Source organism: Streptomyces roseifaciens (assembly GCF_001445655.1).
In the GTDB taxonomy this organism is placed as follows: domain Bacteria; phylum Actinomycetota; class Actinomycetes; order Streptomycetales; family Streptomycetaceae; genus Streptomyces; species Streptomyces aureoversilis.
The window spans coordinates 80,884-106,614 of record NZ_LNBE01000008.1; the positions used below are offsets into that span (position 1 = coordinate 80,884).

The window sequence follows — 25,731 nt, forward strand, 5'->3', positions numbered from 1 at the left end:
CCCGCGGTCCGCCCTCTCTCCTCCCGTGAGGGCGGACCGCGCTTCACCGAAGGAACGTCAGCACCTGCTGTGACACGGTGTCGTCGGTGAGCAGGTCGTTGTGCTTGAGGCAGCCGGTGGCCTGACGGTTGTCCGCCCCGTCGAGGGCCGTGCTCGACACGGGCGCGATCTGCTCGTCGCACGCCGACCACCACGTGGCGTAGCGCGTGGGGCCGGGGGTCTTGTCGCCCGCGTTGAGGTGCGACAGGACGTAGGAATTCGGCGTCATGTCCTTGCAGCCCTGGTCCCACAGCGCGCACAGATAGGCCAGGCTCGTCCCGTGGTTGGGGCCGCCGAGCGAGACCCAGTGCGCGACCTTGGCCGTCCCGCCGCCGAACGCGAGGTACCAGCGCGTGGGCAGCGCGCCCAGGCTGTGCGTGACGACGTCGACCCGCGCCGCACCGGTCCGGGCCAGCACGCCGTCGACGTAGGCGGCGAACTCCCCGGCGAGGACTTCGTTCGACGACTTGCCCGTGTCGTACGACCAGGCGTACAGCCGCTCCCGCCCGTACCCCGCGGCGGCGAAGTCGTCCTGCATCCCACCCCACACCCCGGTCCCGGCGTTCCGCCCGTGCACGAAGATCACCGGATTCGGCGGGGCGGCCGCTCGGGCGGGGGCGGTCCCGAGGGCGCCCGCGCCCAGGACGACCGCCAGGAGGAACAGAGCGAGCCGACGCATGGGGCCACCTCTCCACCGGACCGGACGGAAGCGGCACTATGGCAGATCCGGCCCGTACCCGGAACCCCTCGCGCACCACCCGCGCCGGGCACCCCGGTCACTTCTGCCCGGGTACTGACGCACGACCGGCGATCACACGGACGAGGCTCCCGCACTACGCTGAGGCGGACCGGGCCCGTACCTGCGTGTCCATGCGTCAGCAGGCCTGCGCACCGGCGTACTTGCATGTCCTTGCGACGAGGAGCCACCGCACATGACCGTCCCGCTCGACCTGGACTTCTTCCGCCGCTTCCTCGACCGCGCCACGCGCGTGATCGTCGCGGAGTCCGCGCACCTCACCGAACTCGACGCCGCCATCGGCGACGCCGACCACGGTGCGAACCTCAAGCGCGGGTTCACCTCCGCCGCCGAGGCGGTGGCCGCGGAGCCGCCGGCCACGCCGGGGGCGCTGCTGACGGCCGTCGGCGTGCACCTGACGAACACCGTGGGCGGCGCGTCCGGGCCGTTGTTCGGGACCGTGCTGCGGCGGATGGGCAAGATCCTCGGCGAGGATCCCGTGGTCGAGCCGGAGGCTCTGGGGCGGGCGCTGGGGGCGGCCGTGGCGAGCGTGCGGCGGCTCGGGGACGCGGCGCCCGGCGACAAGACGATGGTCGACGCGCTCCAGCCGGCCGCCGACGCCTACGTGGCCGCCCTGCCGCAGGGCGTCGTGGCCGCGCTGGACGCCGCCGCGCGGGCGGCCCGCGAGGGCGCCGAGGCGACGATCCCGCTGCAGGCCCGCCGCGGACGGGCGAGCTATCTGGGCGAGCGCAGCATCGGCCACCAGGACCCGGGCGCCACGTCGTCGGCGCTGCTGGTGACCGCGCTGTACGAAGCCACCGACCCGGAGCTGTGCGCGGCGCCGCCGGTGCAGGAGGCCGAGGAAGCGGAGGAAGCCCCGGTTCCCACCGAGGAGGCCGCCCCGGCGGGCCGGGTCGGCATCGTGCTCGTCTCGCACAGCCGCGAGGTGGCCGCCTCCACGGCCGCGCTGGCGGAGGCCCTGGTCGGCACGGGCGACCCGGCTCCGGCCGCGCCGGCCGGCGGGCTGCCCGACGGCTCGGTGGGCACGAGCGCCGAGCTGGTGCGGCGGGCGGTCGCGGCGGCGGACCAGGGTGCGGGCGTGGTGGTCTTCTGCGACATGGGCAGCGCGGTGCTCACGGTGAAGGCGCTGCTCGCCGAGGGCTTCGGCGGTGCCGAGGTGCGCATCGCCGACGCGCCGTTCGTGGAGGGCGCGGTGACCGGCCTGGTGACGGCGTCGGCCGGCGGCGACCTCGCCGCCGTCCTCGCCGCGGCGGACGACGCCCGCACATACCGCAAACTCTGAGTCAAGAGGCGGCGGCACCAAGATCGCATCGGTGGCCGAGGGGCGGCGCCCGTGCCAGGGTGTAATGGCAACAAATGCCCCTATGAGCCTCGTTCCGGCGTGGAGGTCCCGCCAGGTGTCGTCGTCGCGCAGACTGCCCTTCGCGCTCGTCCTGGCCTACCTGGCGGGCATCGTGTGCGTCGACCTGATGACACCGTCGAACCTGCGCCTCGACGTCTTCGCGGCCCTGGCCCCGATGACGGCCGCGGCGCTGTGCACGTACCGGCAGACGGTGTTCGTGGGCGTCATCGACTTCTGCCTGATGGTGGCGCACCACGGCGTGGCCGACGGCGAGGTGGCCGTCAACCGGGTCGGCTCGTTCGTCGGCAACGCGCTGATGGTGGGCGCGAGCATCGCCGTGGCCCGGCTGCGGCGCGACGGCGACGCCCTGCTGGAGCGCGTACGGGCCACCGGCGAGGCCGCGCAGCGGGCGCTGCTGCGGCCGCTCCCGCTGCGGACGCGCAGTGTGGTCGTGGACGGCTTCTACGTGTCCTCGCAGCGGGAGGCACTCGTCGGCGGCGACCTGTACGAGGTGGTCGACACGCCGTACGGGACGCGCGTGCTGATCGGTGACGTGCGCGGCAAGGGCCTGGGCACGCTGGGCGCGGGGGCGGCGGTGCTGACCGCCTTCCGGGAGGCGGCCTACCACCGGCGCGACCTGGAGAGCTCGGTGCGGGCGATGGAGCAGGGGCTGTACCGCTACCACCGCTCCGCGGAGTACCAGGCGCGGCTGCAGCCCGGCCGGCACGGCGGGCGGCCGGAGGACGCCCGGATGCGGGCGGCGGAGGAGTTCGTCACGGCGCTGGTCTTCGGCACCGAGGAGGGCTCCGAACGGCCCGGTGCGAGCGACCCGGTGCCGGTCACGTTCGTGGACTGCGGGCACGTGGCGCCGTTCCTGATCGACGCGGAAGGCGGCGCCCGCGAACTGGAACCGGCCGACGCGGGGCTGCCCCTGGGCCTCGGTGACCTGGCCGCCTCGCCCCGGACCGTCCAGCGCGTCCCCCTGCCGCCCGGCTGCCGGGTGCTGGCCTGCACCGACGGGGTGACCGAGGCCCGGTCGCCCGACGGCGGCTTCTACCCCCTGGCGGAACGGCTGGACGCGTGGGCCGCCCTGCCCACGCCCGACCTGCTGGGCAGGCTGCGCGCCGACCTCGACGCGCACACGGGCGGCCGGCTGCAGGACGACGTGGCGGTGCTGGTGCTGGAACGGGCGTCGGAGTACCACGGGACGGCCGACCCGGAGGGTGCGGCGGAAGGGGCGACGGCGGGGGTCCCGGTGGCGTAGGACGGGAGACCGGGAGCACGGACTGCGGGTCCGCGCCACAGTCCCTCCCGTCAGCGGTTGAAGAGTTCGAAGGAGACGCCCGGCCGGCCGCCGAACCGCGACGCGACGCCCTGCATGTTGCCCTCCAGGAACGTGCGGCAGTACGTCTCCGGGTCCTCCTTCGTCAGCGCCTCGATGTACGTGCGGTGGCACAGGAGGGACGCGACGGCCCGGTCGAGGCCGCTGCTCGCGTCGACGGCGTGGGTGGGCCGCGGGGAGCCGGCGACCGCCACGTAGCGCACGCCGTCCCAGGGCAGGAGCCCCTCCTCGGCGAGCTCGGGGAAGATCCAGCGGTTGCCGGCGTCGGCGACGGCGTCGAGGACGGCCCGGCCGACGTTGCGGTGGTCGGGGGTGTTCCAGAAGACGGAGTCGCCCCAGGACCAGGTGTCGTGGTGGTTGAGCGTCAGGACGAGCTCGGGGCGGTGGCGGCGGATGGCGGCGGCGAAGTCGCGGCGCAGGGGCGTGCCGTATTCGATGACGCCGTCCGGGTGGCCGAGGAACTCGACGGTCTCCACCCCGACGGCGGCCGCGCTGGCCCGCTGCTCGCGCTCGCGCAGCGGCCCGGCCTCGGCGGGGGCGAGGGTGTCGATGCCGGCCTCGCCGACGCTGGCCAGCAGGTAGACACACTCGCGCCCGTCGTCCAGCCAGGTGGCGACAGCGGCGGAGGCGCCGTACTCGAGGTCGTCGGGGTGGGCGACGATCGCGAGGGCGCGCCGCCAGTCGGTGGGCATCTCCTTGAGCTGGTCGCGGGGCTGCGGCTGCCCGCCGGGCCGCCCGGCCGCGGCCGTCGCCGCATCCGTCGTGTCCGTCACGTCCGCCGTCCCATCCCCCGTCGCGCCGGTCGTCGTGTCGGTCGTCGCATCCGTCGCATCCGCCATCACGGTCTCCTTCACCTGCCGGATCCGCCTCCGCCCGCGCGCCGCGTGCCGTCGGCGGGGCGTTCGATGCAGCCTACGTCGCACTTCTTCGCGACACGCGGGAACCCGGCGGGCCTGCGGTCCGACTACCTGATCCGGACCCGCACCGGCGGGCCCGTGGCGAACCGAAATTCCTGGAGTTGTCTGATGCGCCCTCGTGCGTGGTGCGGTGTACTGGCCGCTGTGGCCCTGTCGGCGACGGCCTGCGGCGGCGGTGGCGGTGAGGCGAAGAAGTCCGACGACGCCGCGGCCGGCGCGCGGTCCGGCTTCCCGGTGAGCGTCACGGACTGCATGGGTGCGAAGACCACCTTCGAGTCGGCGCCGAAGCGGATCGTCACCAGCAACGCCGCGAGCCTGGAGCTGCTGATGTGGCTGGGCGCGGGCGACAAGGTGGCCGGCACGGGCTTCCCGCCGGGCAAGGGCGCCATGCCGGGGCAGTACGCGGACCGCGCGGCGAAGGTGCCGGTGCTGGGCAGGACGGTGATTCCCAAGGAGAAGCTGCTGGGCTCGGGCGCGGACCTGTACGTCGACGCCTTCTCGTCCATGAAGAACATGGGCAAGATGGGTGACGCGCCGACGGCCAAGGAGTTCGGGACCGCCGGGATCAAGCACGTCTTCCTGAAGTCGACGGCCTGTGCCGCGATGAGCAAGACGCCGCGTACGGACCTGTCTGGCGTCGAGGCGGACATCGAGGAGCTGGGCAAGGTCACCGGCACCTCCGCGCGCGCCGCCGAGCTCGTCCAGGAGATGCGGAAGAAGACGGGCGCGGTGCAGGACGCCCTCAAGGACGTGCCGAAGGACAAGCGCCCGTCGTACTTCTTCTTCGACTACGACGCGGGCACCAAGCAGCCGATGGCCGTGTGCAACCGGCAGGTCGCCAACGCCGTGATCGGCATGGCCGGCGGCCGCAACGTCTTCGACGGCTGCGACGGCGACTTCAAGCCCGTGGGCTGGGAGGACGTCGTCGCCAAGAACCCGGACTGGATCCAGCTGGGCGTCCGCAACCGGGGCAGCGAGGAGGCGAACGCCAAGGCGTTCGACGAGGCCGCGGAGTTCCTGAAGAACTTCCCCGCCACCAAGGACCTCACGGCCGTCAAGGAAGGCCGCTTCCTGCGCATCGGCTCGGAGCGCACCACGATCGGCGGCGTGCGCAGCGCGGACACCGTGCGCGAGATCGCGCACACGCTGCACCCGGACCGGGTCAAGTAAATGGGTCCGGTGGGGGCGCCCGCCGCGGTCACCGCGGAACGGGCGGAGGAGCGCGAGCCCGGGGCGCGTGCGCCGTGGGTGGCGGCGGGGCTCGCCGCGGCCCTGCTGGTCGCGCTGACCGCGTCGGTGTGCCTGGGCTCCTCGGACGTGCCGCTCGGCGAGGTGTGGTCCTCGGTGACGCGCGGGATCAGCGGGCAGGAGCCGGTGCCGGGTACCCGGGATCTGATCGTGTGGCAGCTGCGGGTGCCGCGGGCGCTGCTCGCGGCCGTGGTGGGCGCGGGCCTGGGCCTGGTCGGCACGGCCGTCCAGGCCCTCGTCCGCAATCCGCTCGCCGACCCGTACCTGCTGGGCATCTCCAGCGGGGCCTCGCTCGGCGCGGTCGCGGCGATCGTGCTGGGGGCGGGTGCGGGCGGGCTCCTCGGGCTGGGGCTGTCGGCGGCCGCGTTCGCCGGTGCGCTCGCGTCGTTCGCGCTGGTGTGGGCGATGGCCCGGCGCGGGGGCGGCTTCTCGCCGCTGCGGCTGGTGCTGGCGGGGGTGGGGATCGGGCAGTTCCTGTCCGGCTTCACGCACTACCTCGTGCTGCAGGCCGGCGACGACCAGCAGACGCACGGCGTGCTGTTCTGGCTGATGGGCTCGCTCGGTGGCGCCCAGTGGGCGACGCTCGGCGTGCCGGCGGCGGCGGTGGCCCTGGGCCTGGCCGCGCTGCTCGCGCGCGCCCGTGCGCTCGACGCCGTGCTGATGGGCGACGAGACCGCGGCCGGGCTGGGCGTGGACGTCACGCGGCTGCGGCGCGAGCTGTTCGTGGTGACGAGCGTGCTGACCGGCGTGCTGGTGTCGGTCTCCGGGGCCATCGGCTTCGTGGGGCTGATGGTGCCGCACGTGTGCCGGATGGTCGTGGGCGGCGCGCACCGCGTGCTGCTGCCGGTGGCGGCGCTGTTCGGCGCCGTCCTGCTCGTCGTGGTCGACCTGGTGGCCCGTACGGCGCTGCCGGACCAGGAGCTGCCGGTGGGCGTGGTCACGGCGCTGATCGGCGCCCCGACGCTGCTGTACCTGCTGGACCGCCGCCTGGAGAGGGGCTAGGGAGATGCGGATCGCCATCGAGGACCTCGACGTGGCGCTGTCGGGCCGGACGATCGTGTCCGGAGTGCACCTCGTCGCGGAGGACGGGGAGATCGCCGGGCTCGTCGGGCCCAACGGCAGCGGCAAGTCGACGGTCCTGCGCACCGTCTACCGCTATCTGCGGCCGCACGCCGGCCGCGTGCTGGTCGGCGGTACGGACATCAGGTCGCTGACCGCCCCCGAGGCGGCACGGCGGGTGGCCGCGCTCCCCCAGGAGCGCGGCAGCGACTTCGAGCTGTCGGTACGGGCGGTCGTGGCCATGGGCCGCACCCCGCACAAGCGGGCGTTCGCGGGCGACGACCCCGCCGACGAGGACATCGTGGCCGCGGCCCTGGCGGGGGTGGGCCTCGCCGGGGCGGAGAAGCGGCGCTTCTCCGCCCTGTCGGGCGGCGAACGGCAGCGGGTGCTGCTGGCCCGGGCGCTCGCCCAGGACCCGGATGTCCTCGTCCTGGACGAGCCGACGAACCACCTGGACGTCCTGCACCAGGTGGAACTCCTGGCCCTGCTGCGGGCGCAGCGCCGTACGACGCTGCTGTCCCTGCACGACCTGAACGCGGCGGCGTCCCTGTGCGACCGCCTCCACGTCCTCCACGAGGGCCACGTGGTGGCCTCGGGCCCGCCGCGCGAGGTCCTCACCCCGGAGTTGCTGGCGGACGTCTTCGGCGTCCGGGCGGCGGTCATCGACCATCCGCTGACGGGCGATCCCCTGATCGCCTTCGACCACCGGGCACCGGCGGAGGCGTTGCCGCGGCCGGCGGAGGCGCTGACGGCGGACCGCTAGCCGGTGCGGTTGCTGCAGGCGTCCTTGCTACAGGCGCACTTGCCGCAGGAGCCCTTGCTGCAGGCCCGCTTACCGCAGGAGCACTGACCGCAGGCGCGCTTGCTGCAGGCGCACTCACCGCAGGCGCGCCTTCACTGCAGACCGCCGGCTAGCGCGCTGCGGCCGCCGCCCGTACCGCGGCCTCGGCCAGCCGGTGGTTCTCCAGGCCCGCGCCGAACCCCGACGGGAAGGCGAAGCGGCGGCGTGTGTACGCGTAGGCCACGCCGCTGTCCGGGTCCGCGAAGCCGAGCGAGCCGGCGGCGCCGCTGTGGCCGAAGGCGTCCGGGCCGAGGAAGGGGTAGCGGCCGGTCAGCTCCTCGAAGCCCAGGCCGAAGACGTCCTCGTTGCCGGTGACCAGGTCGGTTCCGCGGTAGTGGACGCGGGCGAACTCGGTGACGGTCTCCGGCTTCAGCAGCGGGGCCCGCCCGTCCACCTCGCCGATCGCCGCCGCGTACATCCCCGCCACGCCCCGCGCGGTGCCGACCCCGCCGGCCGAGGCGGGGCCCAGGGCCCGGACGGCACGGGTGTTGGCGAAGGCCACCAGGTCGGTCGGCGGGGTCGCGTTCTGGTTGAAGGCGATGCCCTTGACACTGTCCGGGGCCGGCGCGCCGGCCGCGAGGCGCTCGGCCTCCTCCGGGGTGGGCAGCAGCGGCAGCACGTCCGCATAGCGCGCTTCGAGCGCCTCGGGCAGGCCCAGGTGGAAGTCGAGCCCGTACGGCGCCCGGATCCGCTCTTCGTAGATCTCCTGGATCGAGCGGCCGGTCACCCGTCGTACGACCTCGCCCGTCAGGGCGCCGATCACGAAGGCGTGATAGCCGTACGCCGTTCCCGGCCCCCAGAAGGGCCGCTGCCCGGCGAGCCGCGCGGCCGTCAGCCGGTCGTCGGCCAGCTCCTCCGTGGTGAACCCGCCGTCGACGCCGACGACTCCCGAACGGTGCGCGAGCAGCTCGCGCACCGTGAGCCGGCCCTTGCCCTCCGCCGAGAACTCGGGCCAGTACGCGGCCACTTCGCGGTCGAGGTCGAGGACGCCGTCCTGCACCAGGAGCGCGGCCACGAGGTGGGCGGCGCCCTTGGTGATGGAGTAGAGGCCGGTCAGCGTGTCCGCCGCGGTACCGGGACCGCCCCACAGGTCGACCACCCGGCGGCCGTCCACGTGCACCACGAGCTGTGCCTCGGGCGCGTCCCGCGCCTCGCCGAGCACCGCCGCGAACGCCTCCCGCACGCCCTCGAACCCCTCTGCCACGGTCCCCTGCACCTGGTCGTCGTCGCGCGCCATGGTCAGCCCCCTTGTTGTTGCTCACGTGCTGGTCGAAGATCACAACAGCCTTATGGGGGTGGTCATTCCCGGGCCGCCGCAATGGCGATCAGCCCTCGATGAAGTCGGTCACGAGCTTGACGAAGGCCTCCTCCTGTTCGAAGAACGCGACGTGACCCGAGTCGATCTCGGCGTAGGCGCTGCCGGCGATCGCGGCGTGGAGGGCGCGGCTGTGTTCCACCGGGACCGTGATGTCCTGGGTGCAGCCGATGACCAGGGCAGGGGCCTGGATGTGCGGCAGCAGGGGGCGGATGTCCACCTGGAGGTCGTAGGCGATGTGGCGCAGCGTGCCCTCGGTGGGCGGCATGTTGGGGATCAGGGCCTCGAACTGCTCGCGCCCGATGGTGTTGAGGAAGCCGCGGCTGAAGCCGGTCATCGCGACGGCGCGGCCGAAGGAGGCGGGGTCGCTCGTTCCGAGGTTCTGCCAGAGGGTGAAGAGGCTGCGCAGGTACTCGTCGCCGTCGGTGTGGGCCCAGCCGGCCACCAGGATCAGCCGCCGGACGAGGTCGGGGCGGAGCGCCGCGACGGCGGCGGAGACGGTGGCGCCCATGGAGAAGCCCAGCAGGTCGACGGGCCCGTCGGCCGCGTCCTCGATGACGGCGATGACCTGGGCGGCGAGTCCTTCGGCGGTGAGCGGCGCGCCGTCGTCGACGGTGGCTTCGGTGCCCGACAGGTCGGGGGTGATCACGGTGCGGTGCGGGGTGAACCGGGGAGCGGTCCGCCCCCAGTTGACGGCGGCCCCCGCCGATCCCGTGCCGTGGACCAGGACGAGCGCGGGGCCCGAGCCGGCTCGCTCGTAGTGGACCTGGGCGCCGTTGACGGTGACGGTGGCCATGGGAGTGCTCCTTGCCTGTGATTGCTGTGGTTGCGGCGGCGGCTGTGGTGGCTGCGATCGCTACGGCTGCCGCCGGCAGTTGCTGTGCGGCCGGGGCGGCGTTCGCGCTCCGGCCCGACCAACAGTGCCGCCGCCGCGCGGACGCCGGGAGAGCCTTGCCGACCCTGGGATCGGCAGTCCCTGGTTGAGCCCGGGGGCGGTCCGGCAGGATGATCACCATGACGATCGACCGTTCCGGACTCGCCGACTTCCTGCGCCGCTCCCGCGACCGGGTGCGCCCGCAGGACGCGGGCCTGCCTGCCGGCCCCCGGCGCCGCACCCCGGGCCTGCGCAGGGAGGAGGTCGCTCAGCTCGCCGGCATGTCCGCCGACTACTACATCCGCCTCGAGCAGGCCCGCGGCCCTCAGCCCTCGCCGGAGATGCTCGCGGCGCTGGCCCGCGCCCTGCGCCTGAGCACCGACGAGCGCGACCACCTCCACCTCCTGGCCGGCCGCCGCCCGCCCGCCGGCCGGACCGCGGGCGATCAGGTGGGCCCGGGGCTGCTGCACCTGCTGGACCGGCTCCCGGCCACGCCGGTCCAGGTGCTCGGCGACCTCGGGGACGTCCTGGCCCAGAACGCGATGGCCGAGGCCCTGCTGGGCGGGGTGTGCACGGTCTCGGAGCACGGCCGCAACGTGGTGTGGCGCTGGTTCACCGACCCCGCGCAGCGCGCCGCGTATCCGGCCGGCGAGCACGACTACTACAGCCGGCTGCACGTGGCCGACCTGCGGGCGGCCGTGGGGCGGCGCGCAGGCGACCCCGCTGCGACGCGCCTGGTGGAACGGCTGCGGGACGCCAGTGAGGAGTTCGCGGGCCTGTGGAAGCTGCACGAGGTCGCGGTGCGCCGGGCGACGCGCATGAAGGTCCTGCACCCGCTGATCGGCCCGGTCGACCTGGACTGCCAGATGCTGCTCGCGCCGGAGGGCGACCAACGCGTCATCCTGTACACCCCGCCGGCCGGCAGCGACACCGCCGAACGCCTCGCCCTGCTCAAGGTCGTGGGCACCGGCCAGTTCGACCCGGCCCCGGCACCGGCACCGACCGGCTGACGGGTCGCTCTCTGCGGTCCCAGCTGCCGCTGCTCCCGGCCGCTACCCCCGCTCCTCGAAGTGGCTCGGGCGCCCCGCACGGAGGACGAGGCGCCCCCGCGTCTCCGCCTCCGCCCGGTGCATGAGCCGCGCCTCTCCCCCGCGCCCGCGCAGGACGGCGGCATGCCACGGCGTGGCCCACGCGTCGGCCGCGTCCAGCAGCCGGATGCCGAACTTCTCCGCGCCCGGCCGCTGCGGGTGGATGGACAGCCGCACGGACCTGGGGTGGCAGTCGGCGATGAGGTCGCCCCAGGCGCGGCTGCGCGCGATGACCCCGTAGGCGCGGATCCGGCACTCGCGCTGCAGCGCGGACCGCGTGCCGTCGAAGTCCGCGGTGTCCTCGACGAGGAAGCGGGTGATGCCGCGGTAGAGCCGCGCGGTCTCCTCGTCGCTGCGGACGAGGGCCCGCAGTGCCTCCACCGAGGGCGCGTAGGCCTCGGTCACGAGCCGGCGCTTGGTGTCGTGGTCGAGGTCCCCGTGGACGTCGCGCAGGTCGAACGTGCCGAGCCGGCCGAGCCCCTCCCCCGCGATCAGGTCGCGGAGCGCGTCGCCGTAGGCGTCGATGTGCTCGTCCGGTACGTGGATGAGATCCCCGAAGATGTGCCCGTCGGAGCAGATGAGGATGCGCGCGCCGGGCGCGTGGACCTCGCCGATGCGCGAGCAGAGCCGGTCGAGGAAGGCGAGGGAGAGCCGCTCGCCCTCGTCGGGGAGGTGGCCGAGGACCTTGGCGGGGTTGGGCGACTTGCAGGGGAACCCGGGGAGGGTGAAGAGGACGGGCTCGCCCGCGTCCGTGAACTGTCGTATCTGGCGAAGTTGCTCGGGAAAGTCCGCGGGATCCGCGGACCCGGCGCCGGTGGTGCGGTGGTACGGCAGGAGGAGGCGGAGGATGCGCGCCTCGACGGACGAGGCGGAGGAGGCGGAGGAGGCGGAGGAGGCACCGGCGGCCGGAGCGGGAGCAGCCGCAGCGGGGGTCACGGGAACGGGAGAGGTCAGCGTGGCGTGGGACATGCGGCACTCACCCACGGCCCATGGGGCAGACGGCGGCGGCCCGGTCGAAGGCGACCGGCAGTGCGGAGGTCCCGCGGCCGAGGACGGCCGGGATCCAGGGGAGCTCCTCGTCGGGCACGGCGAGCCGCAGGCCGGGCAGCCGGGCGAGCAAGGTGCCGAGGGCCACCTGGAGTTCGATGCGGGCGAGCGCCGCGCCGGGGCAGAAGTGGATGCCGTGGCCGAAGGCCAGGTGGGGCCCCTGGGCCCGGTCGAGGTCGAGCGTGTCGGGGTCGGGGAAGCGCTCGGGGTCGCGGTTGGCGGCGCACAGCGAGACGATCACGGAGTCGCCGGCGGGCACGCGCGTGCCGTGGAGGTCGGCGTCCTCGGCGAGGAAGCGCCAGGTGGTCAGCTCGAAGGCGCTGTCGATGCGCATGAGTTCCTCGACGGCGGCGGGCATGAGCTCCGGCTCGTCCCGCAGCCGCGCCAGGGCCTCGGGGTGGCGGAGCAGGTTCACCATGGCGGTGGTGATCTGGTTGGTGACGGGCTCCTGGCCGGCGACCAGCAGCTGGAAGATCATGGAGTCGAGCTCCTCCGGGGTCAGTTCGCCCGCGTCGCGGGCGGTGACCAGGCGGCTGAGCAGCCCGTCGCCGGGGGCCTCGCGCCGGTCGGCGACGACCTCGGCGATGTAGCCCTGGAGTTCGCGCAGCAGCGCCTCGTAGGCGGGCCGTCCGGGGTCCGTGGGCCCGACGGGCGCGACGACCTTGCCCCACTCGCGGCGGAAGCGGCGGGCCAGGTGCGGCGGCAGGCCGATGACCTCGGCGAGCACCCGGAAGGGGAAGCGGGCGGCGAAGCACTGCACGAGGTCGGCGGAGTCCGCGTCGGCCGGCATCGTGTCCACGAGCGCGTCGGCCATCTCCTGGAAGCGCGCCCGCATCCCCTCGACGCGCCGCGGCGCGAACGCGTCGGTCACCAGGCGGCGCATGGCCGTGTGCTTGGGCGGGTCCTGGTGGAGGAGGTGGACCTGCAGCTGCGAGTGCTGCGGCTCGGGCATGATCGAGGCGCGGGCGCGCCAGCGGTCGTTGCCGCGGTCGTGGTTCTTGCCGAGCCGGGGGTCGGCGAGGGTCTTCTGGGCGGCCTCGTGCCCGGTGACCAGCCAGGCGGTGACCCCGCTGGGGAAGAGGACCCGGTGGATCGGGCCCGCCTCCCGCATCCGCGCGTACAGCGGGTAGGGGTCCCGCTTGTACTCGGGCCCGTAGAGGGGGACGGGGTCGGGCAGCTCGGACGGCTCGGGCTGGGACACGGTGAGGGCTCCTCGCGAAGTCGTGGACCCCTGAGAAGTCGGACGGACGGCGGGGTGAGTTCCCGCCGGTCGGGGGGTTGTTCGCACGAATTTGCGGACGACTCTGCGAACGACGGCGGGGACGGCTCCCGGATCCCGGCCCTGCCACACGGGTTCCGTATCTCCAGGTAGTCGGCCGGCAAGGAGCTCTGGTTCCCGCGGGCACAAGGGACAATCCTCACGCGCCGGGAGCGGGCGGAAGGCGGCCGAACCGGCCGCACAGCGTGCCACGATGCGGAGATGACCGCTCGTCGCCCCCTCTCTCCATCCGGACGTCCATCCGGAACTCCGTCCGGAAGTCCCTACGGCAGTCCGTACGCGACCCTGATCGGTTTCGTCCTGCTCCTGGCCGCCCTCTTCGGCGTCGCGTACGCCGCCGGCACGGCCGCCGGTCCGGCGGCTCCCGGGATACACCGCACCGGTGGATCCGGCTCGGGTTCCGGATCGGGCTCGGGATCAGGCTCGGGATCGGGTTCCGGCGGAGGGATGGGCGGCATGGACGGCATGAACGGCATGGGCGGTATGCACGGCATGGGTGGGCGATGAGCATGAAGACCGACACCGCGGCCGGCACCGCGCCCGGCACCGGCTCCGCCGCCACGTCGGCGGAGGCGACCTCCGAACTGATCGTCGGCGGCATGACCTGCGCCGCCTGCGTGGCGCGCGTGGAGAAGAAGCTCGGCAGGCTGGACGGCGTGAGCGCGACCGTCAACCTGGCCACGGGCCGGGCCCGCGTCTCCCACCCCGCCGAAGTCACCCCCGCCGAGCTGATGGCGGTCGTCGAGGGCGCCGGCTTCACGGCGGCGCTGCCCGAGCCCGCCCCCGCGCCGGGTTCCGGGGGAGACAAGGCGGGCAAGGAAGGCAAGGAGGGCGAGGCCGCCACGGGCGCCCTGACCCGGCTGCTGATCACGGCCGTGCTGTCCGTCCCCGTACTGGTGCTGTCCATGGCCCCCGGCCTGCAGTTCCGCAACTGGCAGTGGCTGTGCTTCGTCCTCGCGACGCCGGTCGCCGTCTGGGGCGCGTGGCCCTTCCACGAGCGTGCGCTGCGCGGGCTGCGGCACTCCGCCGCGACGATGGACACGCTCGTCTCGCTCGGCGTCATCGCCTCCTACTCCTGGTCCGCCTACGCGCTCTTCTTCGGCGGCGCCGGACGCCCGGACATGAGGATGCCGTTCACGCTGGTGCCCTCCATGACGGTCGGCACGGCGGACGTCTACCTCGAAGCGGTCGTGGGCGTGCCCCTGTTCGTGCTGATCGGCAGGCTGCTGGAGGCCCGGGCCCGGCACAGCACGGGCTCCGCGCTACGGGCCCTCGCCTCGCTCGCCGCGAAGGACGTGCTCGTGCGGGCGGCGGACGGTACGGAGCGCCGGGTGCCCATCGAGCAGCTGCGCGTCGGCGACCGCTTCGTCGTACGGCCCGGTGAGCGCGTCGCGACCGACGGCGTCATCGTCGCGGGCAGTTCGGCGCTGGACCTGTCCCTGGTGACGGGCGAGAGCGCGCCCGTGGAGGCCGGGCCGGGCACGTCCGTCGTCGGTGGCGCCGTCAACTCCGGCGGGCTGCTGGAGGTACGGGCCGAGGCGGTCGGCGCCGACACCCGGCTCGCCCGGATCGCCAAGCTGGTGGAGGAGGCGCAGGCGGGCAAGGCGAAGGCGCAGCGCGTGGCCGACGCCGTCGCCGGGGTCTTCGTGCCGGCCGTGCTGGCCGTCGCCGTGACGGTCCTCGGCTTCTGGCTCGGCGCGGGCGCCTCGACGCAGGCGGCCGTCACCGCCGCGGTGGCCGTCCTCGTCGTCGCCTGCCCCTGCGCGCTCGGGCTGGCCACGCCCACGGCCCTGCTGGCGGCCACGGGCCGCGGCGCGGGCCTGGGCATCCTCGTCAGCGGGCCGCAGGCGCTGGAGGGGCTGCGGCGCGTGGACACGGTCGTGCTGGACAAGACCGGCACGCTCACGACGGGTTCGATGACGGTGACGGGCGTGACGGCCCGGCCCGACGGCATCGGCGAGGCTGCGGCACTGCGGCTGGCCGCGGCGGCGGAGCAGGGGTCGGAGCATCCGGTGGGCCGGGCGGTTTGTGCGTACGTGCAGGGTGCGGCGGGCACGGCGGGGCCGGGGGTTGCGGAGTCGGGAGTGCCGAGGGCGTCCGCTGCCTCGGCCGCTGTCTCCGCAGCGGCTTCGGAGCCCGCGGCATCGGCGGCGGCCGAGACGCCGCGGTCGAAGGCTGCAGGAGCGGGCGCTCCGGCAGCCGAAGCCCCGGAGGCGCCGGACGCCGCAGATCCCGCACCGCGTCTCCCGGAGGTCACTGATTTCACAGCCACTCCGGGCAAGGGCGTCGCCGGACGGGTCGAGGGACGGCTCGTGGAGGTCGTACGTCCGGACACGGTGGCCGGGCGCCCGCAGCGTGCGGGGCGCGCGCCCCGCACGAAGGGCCACACCACCGCGGCAGCGGCCCCGCTCCCCGAGGCGCTGGCCTCGGCCGTGCGCGACGCCGAGCGGGACGGGCGCACCGCGGTCCTGGTCCGCGTGGACGGCACGCCCGAAGCGGTGATCGTCCTCGGCGACACCGTGCGCTCCGGTTCCTACCGCGCCGTCGACCACCTCAAGCGCCTCGGCCTGCGGCCCGTCCTCGCGACGGGCGACAGCGAGGGCGCGGCGCACGCCGTCGCCGCGGAGCTCGGCATCACGGAGGTCCACGCGCGGGCGACGCCCGAGGAGAAGGCGGAGCTCGTACGGGAGCTGCGCGCCCAGGGCCGCCGGGTGGCGGTCATCGGCGACGGCGTCAACGACACGGCTGCTCTGGCCGGCGCGGACCTCGGCATCGCGATGGGCGGCGGCACGGACGCGGCCATCGGCGCCGCGGACGTCACGCTGGTCCGCGAGGACATGGGAGCCCTGGCGGACGCCGTCCGCCTGGCCCGGCGCACGTCTGCGACGGTGCGCGCCAACCTCGCCTGGGCGTTCGGCTACAACCTCGTCACGCTGCCGCTGGCGGCGGTGGGGCTGCTGAGCCCGATGGTCGCTGCCGCGGCGATGTCCGTCAGCTCGGTGCTGGTCGTCGCGAACAGCCTGCGGCTGCGCGGCTGGCAGCCGGTGCCGTCGCGGGCGTCGGCGGGACGGCGTCCGCACGGCAGGTCTGCATCTTCTGTTTCCACCGGCCGGCGCCCCGGCGCCGCCCTGGCCCCGCGAGGTGACGCGTGAACTTCTCCGGACTCACCGCTGCCGGGCGCGCCGCGCTCGTCCCCGTCCTGGCGTGCGCCGTGACCCTCGGCGGGCTCTGCGCGTGGACCGCCTCGGGCGCGGCGGGCCGGCCCCCGGCCGTCACGGTCGAGAACGCGCGCGTGCTGCTGCCGCTCGGCCGGGACGACACGGCCGCGTTCTTCCGGGTACGGAACGACGGCGACGTGGACGACGAGCTCGTCGGCGTCGACGCTCCGACGGCCGGCGGCGCGATGCTCAGCCGCACCGTGGGCAAGAAGGGCGCGGGCACCATGCAGATGGTGCGGTCGGCGACGGTGCCGGCCGGCGGCACGCTGGAGATGTCCCCGCACGGCCTGGACGTCATGGTCTCGGCCCCGCCGCGGCTGAAGCTCGGTGACCGGCTGCCGTTCGTGCTGAAGTTCCGCGGGGCGGGGGCGGTGCAGGTGGAGGCGGAGGTCGTGCGGCCGGGGAGCTGACGGCCTCGAAGGCTCATGGACCTCGAAGGTTCATGGGCCTCGAAAGTTCATGGAAAGGGGCCGGGAGGCCGGGCGTGACGCCCGGCCTCCCGGCCCCGCTCGCGTGGGTGCCTGTTGTGCTGGCTAGGCCGCGACCGGTATGCGCACGGCGTCCCGTTCGGCGGTCTCCAGCTGGCAGATCAGTGCCTCGCGGGCCCGCGCCACGCGCGACCGCACCGTACCGATGGGGCAGCCCGCGACGACGGCCGCCTCCGCATACGGCAGGCCGAGCATCTGGGTGAGCACGAACGCCTCGCGGCGCTCGTAGGGCAGGCGGTCCAGGAGCTGCGAGAGCGCGACGCCCTCGTCGAAGCCGGGCAGCTGGGCCGTCTGGGCCCGCTCGGCGGCCGACTGCCAGTCGTCCGTGTCGGACAGGCGGGGGCGGGCGGCGTTGAAGCGCAGCCGGTCGACGACCGTGCGCCGGGCGATGGACAGCAGCCACGTACGGGCGGAGGAGCGCCCCTCGAAGCGCTCCAGCGAGCGCAGGGCCCGCAGGTACGTCTCCTGGACGAGGTCGTCCGCGCCCTGCGGGTCGTTGCTGAGGCGGGCGACGTAGCGGCGTACGTCGCTCTGCGTCGCGCGGATGAAGCGCTCGATGGCGTCGGCGTCACCGCTGCGGGCGGCGAGGGCCCAGGCGGTCACGGCTTCGTCGTCACGCACGGGGGCCTCCCTCACGGGAGGATCGGGGGGTGATGCACCGGGCAAAAGCGGCACCGGGGACGATGGCAGGGTGCAGCACTGCAGTGAATTCCGTACCGCCATATCCGCCAGCGTCGACGGCGAGGACCTGCCGCCGGGCGTGACCGGCGCGGCCCTCGAAGCGCATGTGCGCGGATGCGCCGACTGCCACGCGTGGGGCGAGCGGGCACGCCGGCTGAGAGTGCTCGCGGCGGGACTCGGCATGGACTGAGGGAACGGTCGAACAAGAGGCCGGCTCGGCAGCCGGGACCGCGGGGACGGCGTGCCGGCGTGGCACGACCCGCGTACGGGCAGGGGTCATCGCCCTGTGTCCTTCCTGGAATCCGGGCAGCCCGAGGAGCGGGCGGGCCCGGTGACGTGGTTCGGCGCGGAAGGTCGCCGTCAGCCGAAGGCGACGGCGACGCGGGCCGGTGGACCACGTGTGGCCAGGACGTGCGCGTACAGCAGCTGCCGCAGGCGCTGCGCGGCGCGGCTCCGGTCGGCGCGGATGCGCGGCGGGCCGGAGGGCGCCGCCCCCGTGCGGAAGAGGACGAGGAGCGGGGTGAAGAGGCTGCTGCGCAGGGTGCGGGCGAGCCGGAAGGCCGCCTGTTCGCCGCCGGCGAGCCACATGCCGCAGATGACGGCGACGAGGACGTGCGCGGACCACATGCCGAGCGCGCCGTGGCCGGCGTGCATGGACATGGAGTGGCCGGCCATGTCGCCCATGGAGCCCATGTCCATGGAACCGGTGGAGCCCATGTCCATGTCCATGGGCATGCCGTCCATGGACATGGACGGCATGGAAGGCATGGATGGCATGGAGTGCCCGGCGGGCATGTCCATCGGCATGCCGGGATCCAGCCCCAGGCGGGCGGCCCGCGCCGTGTTCACGACGACGTTCTGGGCGAGGCCGAAGAAGAAGTGGAGCCCGGTCTGGGCGCCGACCGTGGCGAGCGTGATCAGCAGCGGGCCGCGCTCGCGTCCCGCCAGGAACCACGCCCCGCTGCCCGTACCGCACAGCGCGACGGCGACGGCCCACCAGGGGACGGTCGTCCCGGACATGACCGCGTGGCCCAGGGCAGCGAGCAGCACACAGACCGCTGCGAACACTGCGGCTCGCAGCGCTCGCGGTCCCTGTTCCGGCTGCGGCCCTGCTCTCATGACGACCACATCGTTGCACCCGCGCCGCGCGACGCGACGGCGGGGTACGCGGAGACGCCCGTACGACCCCCCGCTCGGGCGCACGGGCCCGCCCCGTACCGTCCGCCCGGCGGTACGAGGCGGTGGGTCGCCGGCTCGGGGGAAGGACCGACGGCCCGGGTCCCGTCGCTCCATTGGGACTCGCAGGAACGAGTCAAGCGCGCGGGGGGCGGGCGCGGGAACGTGTGTGCGGGGTCGATCGCGGGTGCGCGGCTCACACCCCGTGTGAACGATCAGCCTCCGGCGCGCGGCTTGCGCGTGCGCGTACGGCTGCCGCCGCTGCCACCGCTGCTGCTGCCGCCGCTGCGCTCGGGCAGCCAGGCGGCGCTGCCCTTCTCGCCGAAGCGGGTGCCTATCGCGCCCTTGATGACGGAGAGGGCGGCGGGCAGGGAGGCGATGGCCGCGGCCTTGAGCGCGGAGACGTCCGTGAGGTCGAACCCGTCGGCGAGGAGGAGCCCGAGGAAGGTGGTGATGTAGGCGGCTGCGGTGCGCTCGAGGATGTCGAGCAGAACTTTGGGCATGGCTGTTTCTTCGTCTCTTCCGTTCGTGTCCGATGGGTAAGGGAAGCGTCGTGGCGGAACGGCGCGCACCGCAAGCCCCGTAGGGCTCGGAAGGACTCGGAGGGCGGAGGATCCCCGTGGTCGATGTGGTCAATGTGGTCAATCCATGGCTGGCGATGGCGGGTGGCGGCGACCCGGCCGAGCGGAGCCGTACGGTCCGCGGGGCGCACGAGGAGTTCGTGAGCGGGGGGAGCGTGAGCCCGCGGGTCCGGGCGGTGGTCGCCGACTCGTGGCGGCGGTCGGCGGCCGCGCTGCCCGCGGCGGAGTTCCTCGCGCCGGTCGAGCTGACCGACGCAGAGCTGGAGGAGTACCGCGGGGCGCATCCGCTGGCGTCCGTGATGCCGCTCTTCAGGGAGCTGCTGGGCACGATCGCGGAGGACGGGGCGCACCTGCTGGCGGTCTGCGACGCGTCGGGGCGGATGCTGTGGGTCGAGGGGCACCGGGGTGTACGGAGCCGGGCCGAGGCCATGAACTTCGTCGCCGGTGCCCGCTGGGACGAGCGGCACGCGGGCACGAACGCGCCCGGTACGGCGCTCGCGCTGGACCACGCCGTGCAGATCTTCGCCACCGAGCACTACAACCGCGCGGTCCAGCCCTGGACGTGTGCGGCGGCGCCGGTGCACGACCCGCGGACCGGCCGGCTGCTGGGCGCGGTGGACCTGACGGGCGGCGACCACCTGGCGGCGCCGCACAGCCTGGCGCTGGTGCGGGCGACGGCACTGGCGGCGGAGGCGAGGCTGGCCGAGAGGGACCACGGGTCGGGAGGAGTCCGCGGCCACGAGCTGACGGCCCTGGGCCATGACGAAGCGACGCTGACGACACCGGACGGCCGCCGAATACACCTGGGAAGACGGCACAGCGAGATCCTGGTGCTGCTGGCCGGACGCCCCGAGGGGCTGACGGGGGATCAGCTGACGACGGAGCTGTACGGGGACCGCCCGGTGCCACCGGTGACGCTACGGGCCGAGCTGTCGCGGCTGCGGCGGCTGGTGGGACCGCTGCTGGCCTCCCGCCCGTACCGGCTGTGCGAACCGGTCGAGACGGACGTCGCCCGGGTGGAGCGCGAGCTGGAGGCGGGTGACGTACGCAGCGCGCTGCGCGCGTACGGCGGCCCGCTGCTCCCCTCCTCGGAGGCGCCGGGGGTGTGCCGGGTGCGGCGGCTGGTGGAGGGGCGGCTGCGGCGGGCGGTGCTGAGCGGCGGGGACGCGTGGGCGCTGCAGCTGTGGGCGGACAGCCGGTGGGGCGAGGAGGACCTGGAGGTGTGGGAGAGGCTGCTGGCGGCGCTGCCGGCGAGTGCGCCGCAGCGGGCGGGGGTGGCGGCGGAGGCGAGGAGGTTACGGGAGGCGTACGCGCCGGTCCTGCGGGCGGGCGGGGCAACGTTGGCGCAACGTACACGGCCCTAGCGTCTGACCGGTCACCGTCGACTCCGAAAGCGACGGAGCCACTCTCAGGAACCGGAAGGGAAGGCCCCTGCCATGCCTCGCTACGCGAACCCCGGCTCCCCCGACGCGGTGGTCTCGTACCGCCCGCGGTACGACCACTGGATCGGAGGCGAGTACGTACCGCCGAAGCAGGGCGGCTACTTCGAGAACCCGACGCCGGTGACCGGCATGCCGTTCACCGAGATCGCCCGGGGCACGGCGGAGGACGTCGAGCGCGCACTGGACGCGGCGCACGCGGCGGCCCCGGCGTGGGCCCGCACCTCCCCGGCCGAGCGCGCGGCCGTGCTGAACCGCATAGCGGACCGCATGGAGCAGCACCTGGAGATGCTGGCGGTCGCGGAGTCGTGGGAGAACGGCAAGCCGGTCCGCGAGACCCTGGCCGCGGACATCCCGCTCGCGATCGACCACTTCCGCTACTTCGCGGGCGCGATCCGCGCCCAGGAGGGCAGCCTCTCGGAGATCGACGAGGACACCGTGGCGTACCACTTCCACGAGCCCCTGGGCGTGGTGGCCCAGATCATCCCGTGGAACTTCCCGATCCTGATGGCGGCGTGGAAACTGGCACCGGCCCTGGCAACGGGCAACGCGGTGGTCCTGAAACCGGCCGAGCAGACCCCGGCCTCGATCCACATCTGGCTGGACCTGGTGGCCGACCTGATCCCCCCGGGCGTGGTGAACGTCGTCAACGGCTTCGGCGTGGAGGCGGGCAAGCCGCTGGCGGCCAGCCCGCGCGTGGCCAAGATCTCCTTCACCGGGGAGACGACGACGGGCCGCCTGATCATGCAGTACGCGTCGGAGAACCTGAAGCCGGTCACCCTCGAACTCGGCGGCAAGAGCCCGAACATCTTCTTCGACGACGTCTCGGCGGCGGACGACGACTTCCTCGACAAGGCCCTGGAGGGCTTCACCATGTTCGCCCTGAACCAGGGCGAAGTCTGCACATGCCCGTCACGAGCCCTGATCCAACAGGGCCACTACGCAACGTTCATGGAAGCCGCAGTAGCCCGCACCGAACAAATCACCCCGGGCCACCCCCTCGACACGACCACGATGATCGGCGCCCAAGCCTCCAACGACCAGGTCGAAAAGATCCTCTCCTACCTGGACATAGGCCGCCAGGAAGGCGCCCGCACCCTCACCGGCGGCCACCGCGCCGACCTCGGCGGCGACCTGGCCGGCGGCTACTACGTCCAGCCCACCATCCTCGAAGGCCGCAACAACATGCGCGTCTTCCAGGAAGAAATCTTCGGCCCGGTCGTAGCGGTAACCCCCTTCACCGACTTCGAAGACGCCATCACCCTCGCCAACGACACCCTCTACGGCCTCGGCGCCGGCGTCTGGACCCGCAACGGCACCACGGCCTACCGAGCCGGCCGAGCCATCCAAGCCGGCCGAGTCTGGACAAACTGCTACCACGCCTACCCGGCCCACGCGGCCTTCGGCGGCTACAAGCAGTCAGGCATAGGCAGGGAAACCCACAAAATGATGCTGACCCACTACCAACAGACGAAGAACCTCCTGGTCAGCTACTCCCCGAAGAAGCTGGGCTTCTTCTAGAGCATCAAGTCGATTGCCTGGACGCGCCGTTGCACTCCAGGCGACCCGACACGGCCGTCACTCTTCGTAATCCACAAGGTGCCTCACTTCACTGCCCGACCTCCCGGCGGCCTCCCGGACCAACTGGTGTCCTCGTGGAATTGCTTCCACCACCCGAGCGCAAGCAGCAAACCGAGGGGGCGATGGGCCGGTCACGGGCCGGATGCAATCTCTCACAAGAGAGACGCACGGACGAAATCAGGCAGGCCGACGACCATCGCTGCTTTCGCCAACCGATCCCCTGCCCAGCCCAGCCTGCCCAGCACCAGGAATCGACGCCGTTCGACGAGGCACCCGCCCCCGCCAGGCTCGGGACGTCTGCGCAGTACTCGGCCACGTTCCCCGAGGGGATGGCGGAATGAGAGCCGCTCAGCGGCCCCGTCCCAAGCGGATGTTCTGCGTCCAGGCGTTCGTCCCACCCCTCGGCGTGGTCTTGCAGGCGGTGGCATAGCAGCGCCAAACCCAGGTGCCATTCTGCCTGCGGCGGATCTCGATCTCCGCTCCGTTGCAACGCCCGCAGCGGGGCGGAGCCGCGAAGGCTGCCGCGTGTTCGTGTTCCAGCAGCTTCCGGGCGAAGTAGGCGCCTCGCATCGTCAGCATGACTTCACGGGTCCAGCTCTGGGAGAGCACGTTGAGGCTGCCGAGCATGACCGTCCGTTCGTCGATGACCGCGATCTTCTGGTGCATGACGTTCATCGGTACGACCACATGCGCAACAGTTCGCAGGTCGGTGATGAGTTTCTGGTTGGTCGGCTTCTTCTGGAGCTGGTCGGTGTCGTCTCGGATGAAGACACTGATCCGCACCCCACGGTCGGCCGCCGTGCGTAGCTCGGGCAGCAGGGAACTGACCCGCTTCGCCACCCAGGGTGCCCAGAGCCACAGAGAATGTCGTGCGTGGCGGATCTCCTCAGTGAACGTGCGGTAGAAGTCGCGTTCATCGTCGATCTCCGTTACCTCAACGTGCCGACTCAGCACCTCGGCAAGCGCGGTGCCGAACTCGCCACGGAACGCGGGCGGCGCGGTCGGTGGGGTGATCAAGGTCTTGGCCTGGAGGACCCGTACGCCACGCCGGGTGCCGATGAGCGCCGCGAGCTGTGCCAGGGCCGTTCCCGGTTTCGCGTTCTTGACGCGCTCGCCGCCGGCGATGACGTACAGACGAGTCTTGACGCGGGTGACCGCCACATTGAAGAGGCGGACGCCGTCCCGGGGCCAGCTGCTGGCCGCCGGCTGAAGGTGGGCGCAGGCCATCCACAGCTCGCGACTGCCCACTCCGCCCTCCACCGTGTCGAAGACGACGATGTCGAACTCCCGGCCCTGGAACTTGTGCGCGGTGCCGACCTCTGCCAGCGCGCCCCCTCCCGGGCCCTCGACGTCTCGCAGGGCCTCCAGGGTGGCATCGGACTGGACGCGGTACGGCGTGACGATGCCCGTTTCCTCACCCAGCTCGCGGTGCAGCTCCACCAGTGCCCGCGCGATCAGTGAACCCGCCGGCCACCAGCCACTGCGGCTTCCGGTCAAGTGCGCCCTGGCCAGCTCGTGCAGCCCGTCCGTGTCGATCAGCACGATCTCGGGGTCATCGTCCGGGCGTGCCGCTTGTGTCTGGCTACCTCCGCCAAGTACTCCGCCGTACGCGAGGCCGTTGGCCAACCGCATCACGGCGGGGCCGAACCGGTGCTGTTGGGTGAGGGTGACGCAGGCCGGGTGAGCCTGGGCATCGGACGGTTCCGCAATCCCGCAGTGCTGGAAGACGTCCGGGAGCAGCCGGCGTCTGATATCCGTGCGACCGTTCCCCTTGAGCTCGGGCGGGATGACCGCGCCCAGCTGCATGAAGTCCCCGAGAAGGACCGCGGTCCGACCGGCCTTGCCCGTTGCAAGCAGAACTTCGGGCAAGGTGGCTGCGCCTGCCTCGTCCACAAGGACGACGTCGTACGGACCCTCGAAGACCGCCCGGTTCGTGCGGAACCGGGCCAGGGTCGTGGCGACCAGCTTGGCACCCTTGATGATCTCGCTCTGGGCGTCACGGGCAAGACGCTCGTACTCCTCCTGGACTTTCTGATATTGCGCCTCCAGGTCAGGCTGCCGGGTCGTGTCAGCGGCTACGGCCGGGCGTAGTCGGCGGGCCAGGTCGAACCGGGCCGGCCAGCCCTGCTGCTCGGCCTGCTCCGCCAGGTCTTTGGCCTGCTGGGCCCGCTCCGCAGCCTCCTCCGCCCGGGCCTTGTCCTCCTTACAGCTGTCGTAGTGGCGTCCAGCCTGCTGTTCTGCCGCCAGCCGAGCTGTGACGTCGGCCGCCAGGCTGGCGGACTGTTCCCGAGTGAGCGCGATGGTGTCGACCAAGGCTGTGATCTGAGCGCTGAGGGCCGCGATATGGGTGGTCGCCGTGGCGCGGGCCTCAGTCGCCGACTGCTGGGCGGACGCGGCAGCATGCTCGGCGTCCGCCAGCTGCCGCTGGAGCTCACCGGCCTTTTCGCGCAGGCGCCACTTCTTCACAGCGCTCTTGCCCTCTATTTCCTCCAGCTCCTTGCGCAGGGGATCGCAGACGCCTTCCGCCAGCAGCGCAGCTGCCTCACGGAGCTCCGCCGCCTTCCGCACCTGGACCACTTCCTCGGACAGCCGGTCGGCTAGGCGCCACTGGGCCCGCGACGACTCCGCAGCCTTGTCCCGGGCCGCGGCCCCCTCGGCCGCGGCCAGTGCTTTCCGGAACATCGTCTCGGCATCAGCCAGACGTCGGCTGGCGGCTTCCTGCCGCGACCGCGCCGATGCGAGATCTTCACCAGGCGTGCGGAGCAGCTTCAGCGCGGTGAAGTAGGCAGAGGAGTCGAATCCGACCAGACCGCTGTCCAGGGTGGCGAGCTGTTCAGCCCGGCGCTTGATCTCTACGAGCGCGGCTTCGAGAGTGCTACGCCGGGCAGTTGCGTCCGCTAATCGCGCTTTGACCATCAGCGGCAGCGAAGCGTCCTCGGCCACCTCCCGAAGATGCGGTGGGCCCACCCGGACGATGTCACCGGGGCCGTGCTGCTTGTCGCGAGGTCGAGGGCCTCGAGGGTGAACGTCATGCGATCAGACCCCCGCCAGCCGCCCACAATCACGCCGACGTGGCTCACCCTGCAGACGACCTCGCCGGCACTGTCCTACGAAGCGATGGAGTCGCGTATCCCAATCAGAGGTCGAGTCGTCGCGGGCTCCGGGCGGCCAAGTTTCTGTAGCCATCCGACGGCGACACGTTGTCAGCCATACCCGGAGCCGGGTCCCACCGATCCTACGAACGACCGGCCCGGACCCGCCCTTGAAACGTAGGACAGGATGTGTCCGCATCGGCGGTGTCGTGAAGTTCGTCGGTATGGCAGATCCGCGAGTGCAGCGCGGAGGTGGTCCGCCCGCCTCAGCGGGCTGGTGCGATCCCGGAGAGTGCTCCCCGCACGAGCGGAAGCCCCGCCCCCCCC

General features: G+C 73.2%; 21 protein-coding genes and 1 pseudogene. 12 read left to right on the top strand and 10 right to left on the bottom strand.

Features of this window, described 5'->3' with window-relative positions; all coding sequences use genetic code 11:
* Positions 1–43 precede the first annotated feature (43 nt).
* Positions 44–718, bottom strand: a complete 675-nt coding sequence (locus AS857_RS36140) for an esterase/lipase family protein (RefSeq protein WP_058047715.1) — start codon at positions 716–718, stop codon at positions 44–46.
* Between the two features lie 253 nt (positions 719–971).
* On the opposite strand from AS857_RS36140, the pseudogene dhaL reads away from it, so the two are divergent.
* The 3 genes and pseudogenes from dhaL to AS857_RS36150 form a co-directional block, all read left to right on the top strand.
* Positions 972–1,592, top strand: a pseudogene (gene dhaL, locus AS857_RS41760) (dihydroxyacetone kinase subunit DhaL); the annotation flags it as partial.
* Positions 1,593–1,697: 105 nt separating this feature from the next.
* On the top strand, positions 1,698–2,078 hold the full coding sequence (locus AS857_RS41765) for a PTS-dependent dihydroxyacetone kinase phosphotransferase subunit DhaM (protein ID WP_275477397.1): 381 nt from the start codon (positions 1,698–1,700) through the stop codon (positions 2,076–2,078).
* An 82-nt stretch (positions 2,079–2,160) separates the two neighbouring features.
* Complete coding sequence (locus AS857_RS36150) at positions 2,161–3,402, top strand: PP2C family protein-serine/threonine phosphatase (RefSeq protein ID WP_144440931.1); 1,242 nt, start codon at positions 2,161–2,163, stop codon at positions 3,400–3,402.
* Positions 3,403–3,452: 50 nt separating this feature from the next.
* Here the strand turns inward: AS857_RS36150 and AS857_RS36155 are convergent, their stop codons facing one another.
* Entirely contained in the window at positions 3,453–4,172 is a 720-nt protein-coding gene (locus AS857_RS36155; protein ID WP_058047790.1) for a PIG-L deacetylase family protein, read from the bottom strand.
* Positions 4,173–4,505: 333 nt separating this feature from the next.
* Between AS857_RS36155 and AS857_RS36160 the strand changes: the two genes are divergently transcribed.
* From AS857_RS36160 to AS857_RS36170, 3 genes are read left to right on the top strand one after another with little or no spacing between them, the layout of a single operon-like run.
* Positions 4,506–5,567 carry an ABC transporter substrate-binding protein gene (locus AS857_RS36160; protein ID WP_058047717.1) on the top strand — a complete coding sequence of 354 codons (1,062 nt, stop codon included), beginning with the start codon at positions 4,506–4,508 and terminating at the stop codon, positions 5,565–5,567.
* Positions 5,568–6,647: a FecCD family ABC transporter permease gene (locus tag AS857_RS36165; protein ID WP_058047718.1), complete on the top strand. Its 1,080-nt coding sequence runs from the start codon at positions 5,568–5,570 to the stop codon at positions 6,645–6,647. It abuts the gene before it with no gap.
* 4 nt (positions 6,648–6,651) lie between these two features.
* Positions 6,652–7,467, top strand: coding sequence for an ABC transporter ATP-binding protein (locus tag AS857_RS36170; protein WP_058047719.1), 816 nt, complete (start codon positions 6,652–6,654; stop codon positions 7,465–7,467).
* A gap of 148 nt (positions 7,468–7,615) precedes the next feature.
* Here the strand turns inward: AS857_RS36170 and AS857_RS36175 are convergent, their stop codons facing one another.
* Complete coding sequence (locus tag AS857_RS36175) at positions 7,616–8,782, bottom strand: serine hydrolase domain-containing protein (RefSeq protein ID WP_058047720.1); 1,167 nt, start codon at positions 8,780–8,782, stop codon at positions 7,616–7,618.
* A gap of 88 nt (positions 8,783–8,870) precedes the next feature.
* Positions 8,871–9,656 carry an alpha/beta fold hydrolase gene (locus tag AS857_RS36180; RefSeq protein WP_058047721.1) on the bottom strand — a complete coding sequence of 262 codons (786 nt, stop codon included), beginning with the start codon at positions 9,654–9,656 and terminating at the stop codon, positions 8,871–8,873.
* Positions 9,657–9,865: 209 nt separating this feature from the next.
* On the opposite strand from AS857_RS36180, the gene AS857_RS36185 reads away from it, so the two are divergent.
* A complete protein-coding gene (locus tag AS857_RS36185; protein WP_063804449.1) occupies positions 9,866–10,744 on the top strand; it encodes a helix-turn-helix transcriptional regulator in 879 nt (292 codons plus the stop codon).
* 42 nt (positions 10,745–10,786) lie between these two features.
* Here the strand turns inward: AS857_RS36185 and AS857_RS36190 are convergent, their stop codons facing one another.
* Positions 10,787–11,791 carry an L-tyrosine/L-tryptophan isonitrile synthase family protein gene (locus tag AS857_RS36190; protein WP_079110962.1) on the bottom strand — a complete coding sequence of 335 codons (1,005 nt, stop codon included), beginning with the start codon at positions 11,789–11,791 and terminating at the stop codon, positions 10,787–10,789.
* A 7-nt stretch (positions 11,792–11,798) separates the two neighbouring features.
* Complete coding sequence (locus AS857_RS36195; RefSeq protein ID WP_058047723.1) at positions 11,799–13,070, bottom strand: cytochrome P450 family protein; 1,272 nt, start codon at positions 13,068–13,070, stop codon at positions 11,799–11,801.
* A gap of 677 nt (positions 13,071–13,747) precedes the next feature.
* Between AS857_RS36195 and AS857_RS36200 the strand changes: the two genes are divergently transcribed.
* Complete coding sequence (locus AS857_RS36200) at positions 13,748–16,300, top strand: heavy metal translocating P-type ATPase (protein WP_107105776.1); 2,553 nt, start codon at positions 13,748–13,750, stop codon at positions 16,298–16,300.
* Positions 16,297–16,776 (top strand): copper chaperone PCu(A)C, encoded by a 480-nt coding sequence (locus AS857_RS36205; RefSeq protein ID WP_058047724.1) that lies wholly within the window; start codon positions 16,297–16,299, stop codon positions 16,774–16,776. Before AS857_RS36200 ends, AS857_RS36205 begins: the two co-directional genes overlap by 4 nt.
* A 123-nt stretch (positions 16,777–16,899) precedes the next feature.
* Here AS857_RS36205 and AS857_RS36210 read toward each other — a convergent pair whose 3' ends face one another.
* Positions 16,900–17,475 carry a sigma-70 family RNA polymerase sigma factor gene (locus tag AS857_RS36210; protein ID WP_058047725.1) on the bottom strand — a complete coding sequence of 192 codons (576 nt, stop codon included), beginning with the start codon at positions 17,473–17,475 and terminating at the stop codon, positions 16,900–16,902.
* Between the two features lie 70 nt (positions 17,476–17,545).
* On the opposite strand from AS857_RS36210, the gene AS857_RS36215 reads away from it, so the two are divergent.
* On the top strand, positions 17,546–17,725 hold the full coding sequence (locus AS857_RS36215) for a zf-HC2 domain-containing protein (protein ID WP_058047726.1): 180 nt from the start codon (positions 17,546–17,548) through the stop codon (positions 17,723–17,725).
* Between the two features lie 170 nt (positions 17,726–17,895).
* Here the strand turns inward: AS857_RS36215 and AS857_RS36220 are convergent, their stop codons facing one another.
* Both AS857_RS36220 and AS857_RS36225 read right to left on the bottom strand, forming a co-directional pair.
* Positions 17,896–18,555: a hypothetical protein gene (locus AS857_RS36220; RefSeq protein ID WP_245700785.1), complete on the bottom strand. Its 660-nt coding sequence runs from the start codon at positions 18,553–18,555 to the stop codon at positions 17,896–17,898.
* A 371-nt stretch (positions 18,556–18,926) separates the two neighbouring features.
* Positions 18,927–19,214: a holin gene (locus AS857_RS36225; protein ID WP_058047728.1), complete on the bottom strand. Its 288-nt coding sequence runs from the start codon at positions 19,212–19,214 to the stop codon at positions 18,927–18,929.
* 134 nt (positions 19,215–19,348) lie between these two features.
* Between AS857_RS36225 and AS857_RS36230 the strand changes: the two genes are divergently transcribed.
* Complete coding sequence (locus tag AS857_RS36230; RefSeq protein WP_058047793.1) at positions 19,349–20,656, top strand: helix-turn-helix domain-containing protein; 1,308 nt, start codon at positions 19,349–19,351, stop codon at positions 20,654–20,656.
* Positions 20,657–20,728: 72 nt separating this feature from the next.
* Positions 20,729–22,252, top strand: a complete 1,524-nt coding sequence (exaC, locus tag AS857_RS36235) for an acetaldehyde dehydrogenase ExaC (protein ID WP_058047729.1) — start codon at positions 20,729–20,731, stop codon at positions 22,250–22,252.
* Between the two features lie 408 nt (positions 22,253–22,660).
* Here the strand turns inward: exaC and AS857_RS36240 are convergent, their stop codons facing one another.
* A complete protein-coding gene (locus AS857_RS36240; protein WP_058047730.1) occupies positions 22,661–25,255 on the bottom strand; it encodes an AAA domain-containing protein in 2,595 nt (864 codons plus the stop codon).
* Positions 25,256–25,731: the final 476 nt, after the last annotated feature.

Bases quoted from the DNA above. Each gene is read 5' to 3' on its own strand.
- AS857_RS36170 (WP_058047719.1), top strand. From the start codon at position 6,652: ATGCGGATCGCCATCGAGGACCTCGACGTGGCGCTGTCGGGCCGGACG.
- AS857_RS36160 (WP_058047717.1), top strand. From the start codon at position 4,506: ATGCGCCCTCGTGCGTGGTGCGGTGTACTGGCCGCTGTGGCCCTGTCG.
- AS857_RS36225 (WP_058047728.1), bottom strand. From the start codon at position 19,214: ATGCCCAAAGTTCTGCTCGACATCCTCGAGCGCACCGCAGCCGCCTAC.
- AS857_RS36185 (WP_063804449.1), top strand. From the start codon at position 9,866: ATGATCACCATGACGATCGACCGTTCCGGACTCGCCGACTTCCTGCGC.
- AS857_RS36200 (WP_107105776.1), top strand. From the start codon at position 13,748: ATGACCTGCGCCGCCTGCGTGGCGCGCGTGGAGAAGAAGCTCGGCAGG.
- AS857_RS36150 (WP_144440931.1), top strand. From the start codon at position 2,161: ATGAGCCTCGTTCCGGCGTGGAGGTCCCGCCAGGTGTCGTCGTCGCGC.
- AS857_RS36190 (WP_079110962.1), bottom strand. From the start codon at position 11,791: ATGTCCCACGCCACGCTGACCTCTCCCGTTCCCGTGACCCCCGCTGCG.
- AS857_RS36180 (WP_058047721.1), bottom strand. From the start codon at position 9,656: ATGGCCACCGTCACCGTCAACGGCGCCCAGGTCCACTACGAGCGAGCC.
- AS857_RS36175 (WP_058047720.1), bottom strand. From the start codon at position 8,782: ATGGCGCGCGACGACGACCAGGTGCAGGGGACCGTGGCAGAGGGGTTC.
- exaC (WP_058047729.1), top strand. From the start codon at position 20,729: ATGCCTCGCTACGCGAACCCCGGCTCCCCCGACGCGGTGGTCTCGTAC.
- AS857_RS36140 (WP_058047715.1), bottom strand. From the start codon at position 718: ATGCGTCGGCTCGCTCTGTTCCTCCTGGCGGTCGTCCTGGGCGCGGGC.
- AS857_RS36220 (WP_245700785.1), bottom strand. From the start codon at position 18,555: ATGTCCGGGACGACCGTCCCCTGGTGGGCCGTCGCCGTCGCGCTGTGC.
- AS857_RS36155 (WP_058047790.1), bottom strand. From the start codon at position 4,172: ATGCCCACCGACTGGCGGCGCGCCCTCGCGATCGTCGCCCACCCCGAC.
- AS857_RS36165 (WP_058047718.1), top strand. From the start codon at position 5,568: ATGGGTCCGGTGGGGGCGCCCGCCGCGGTCACCGCGGAACGGGCGGAG.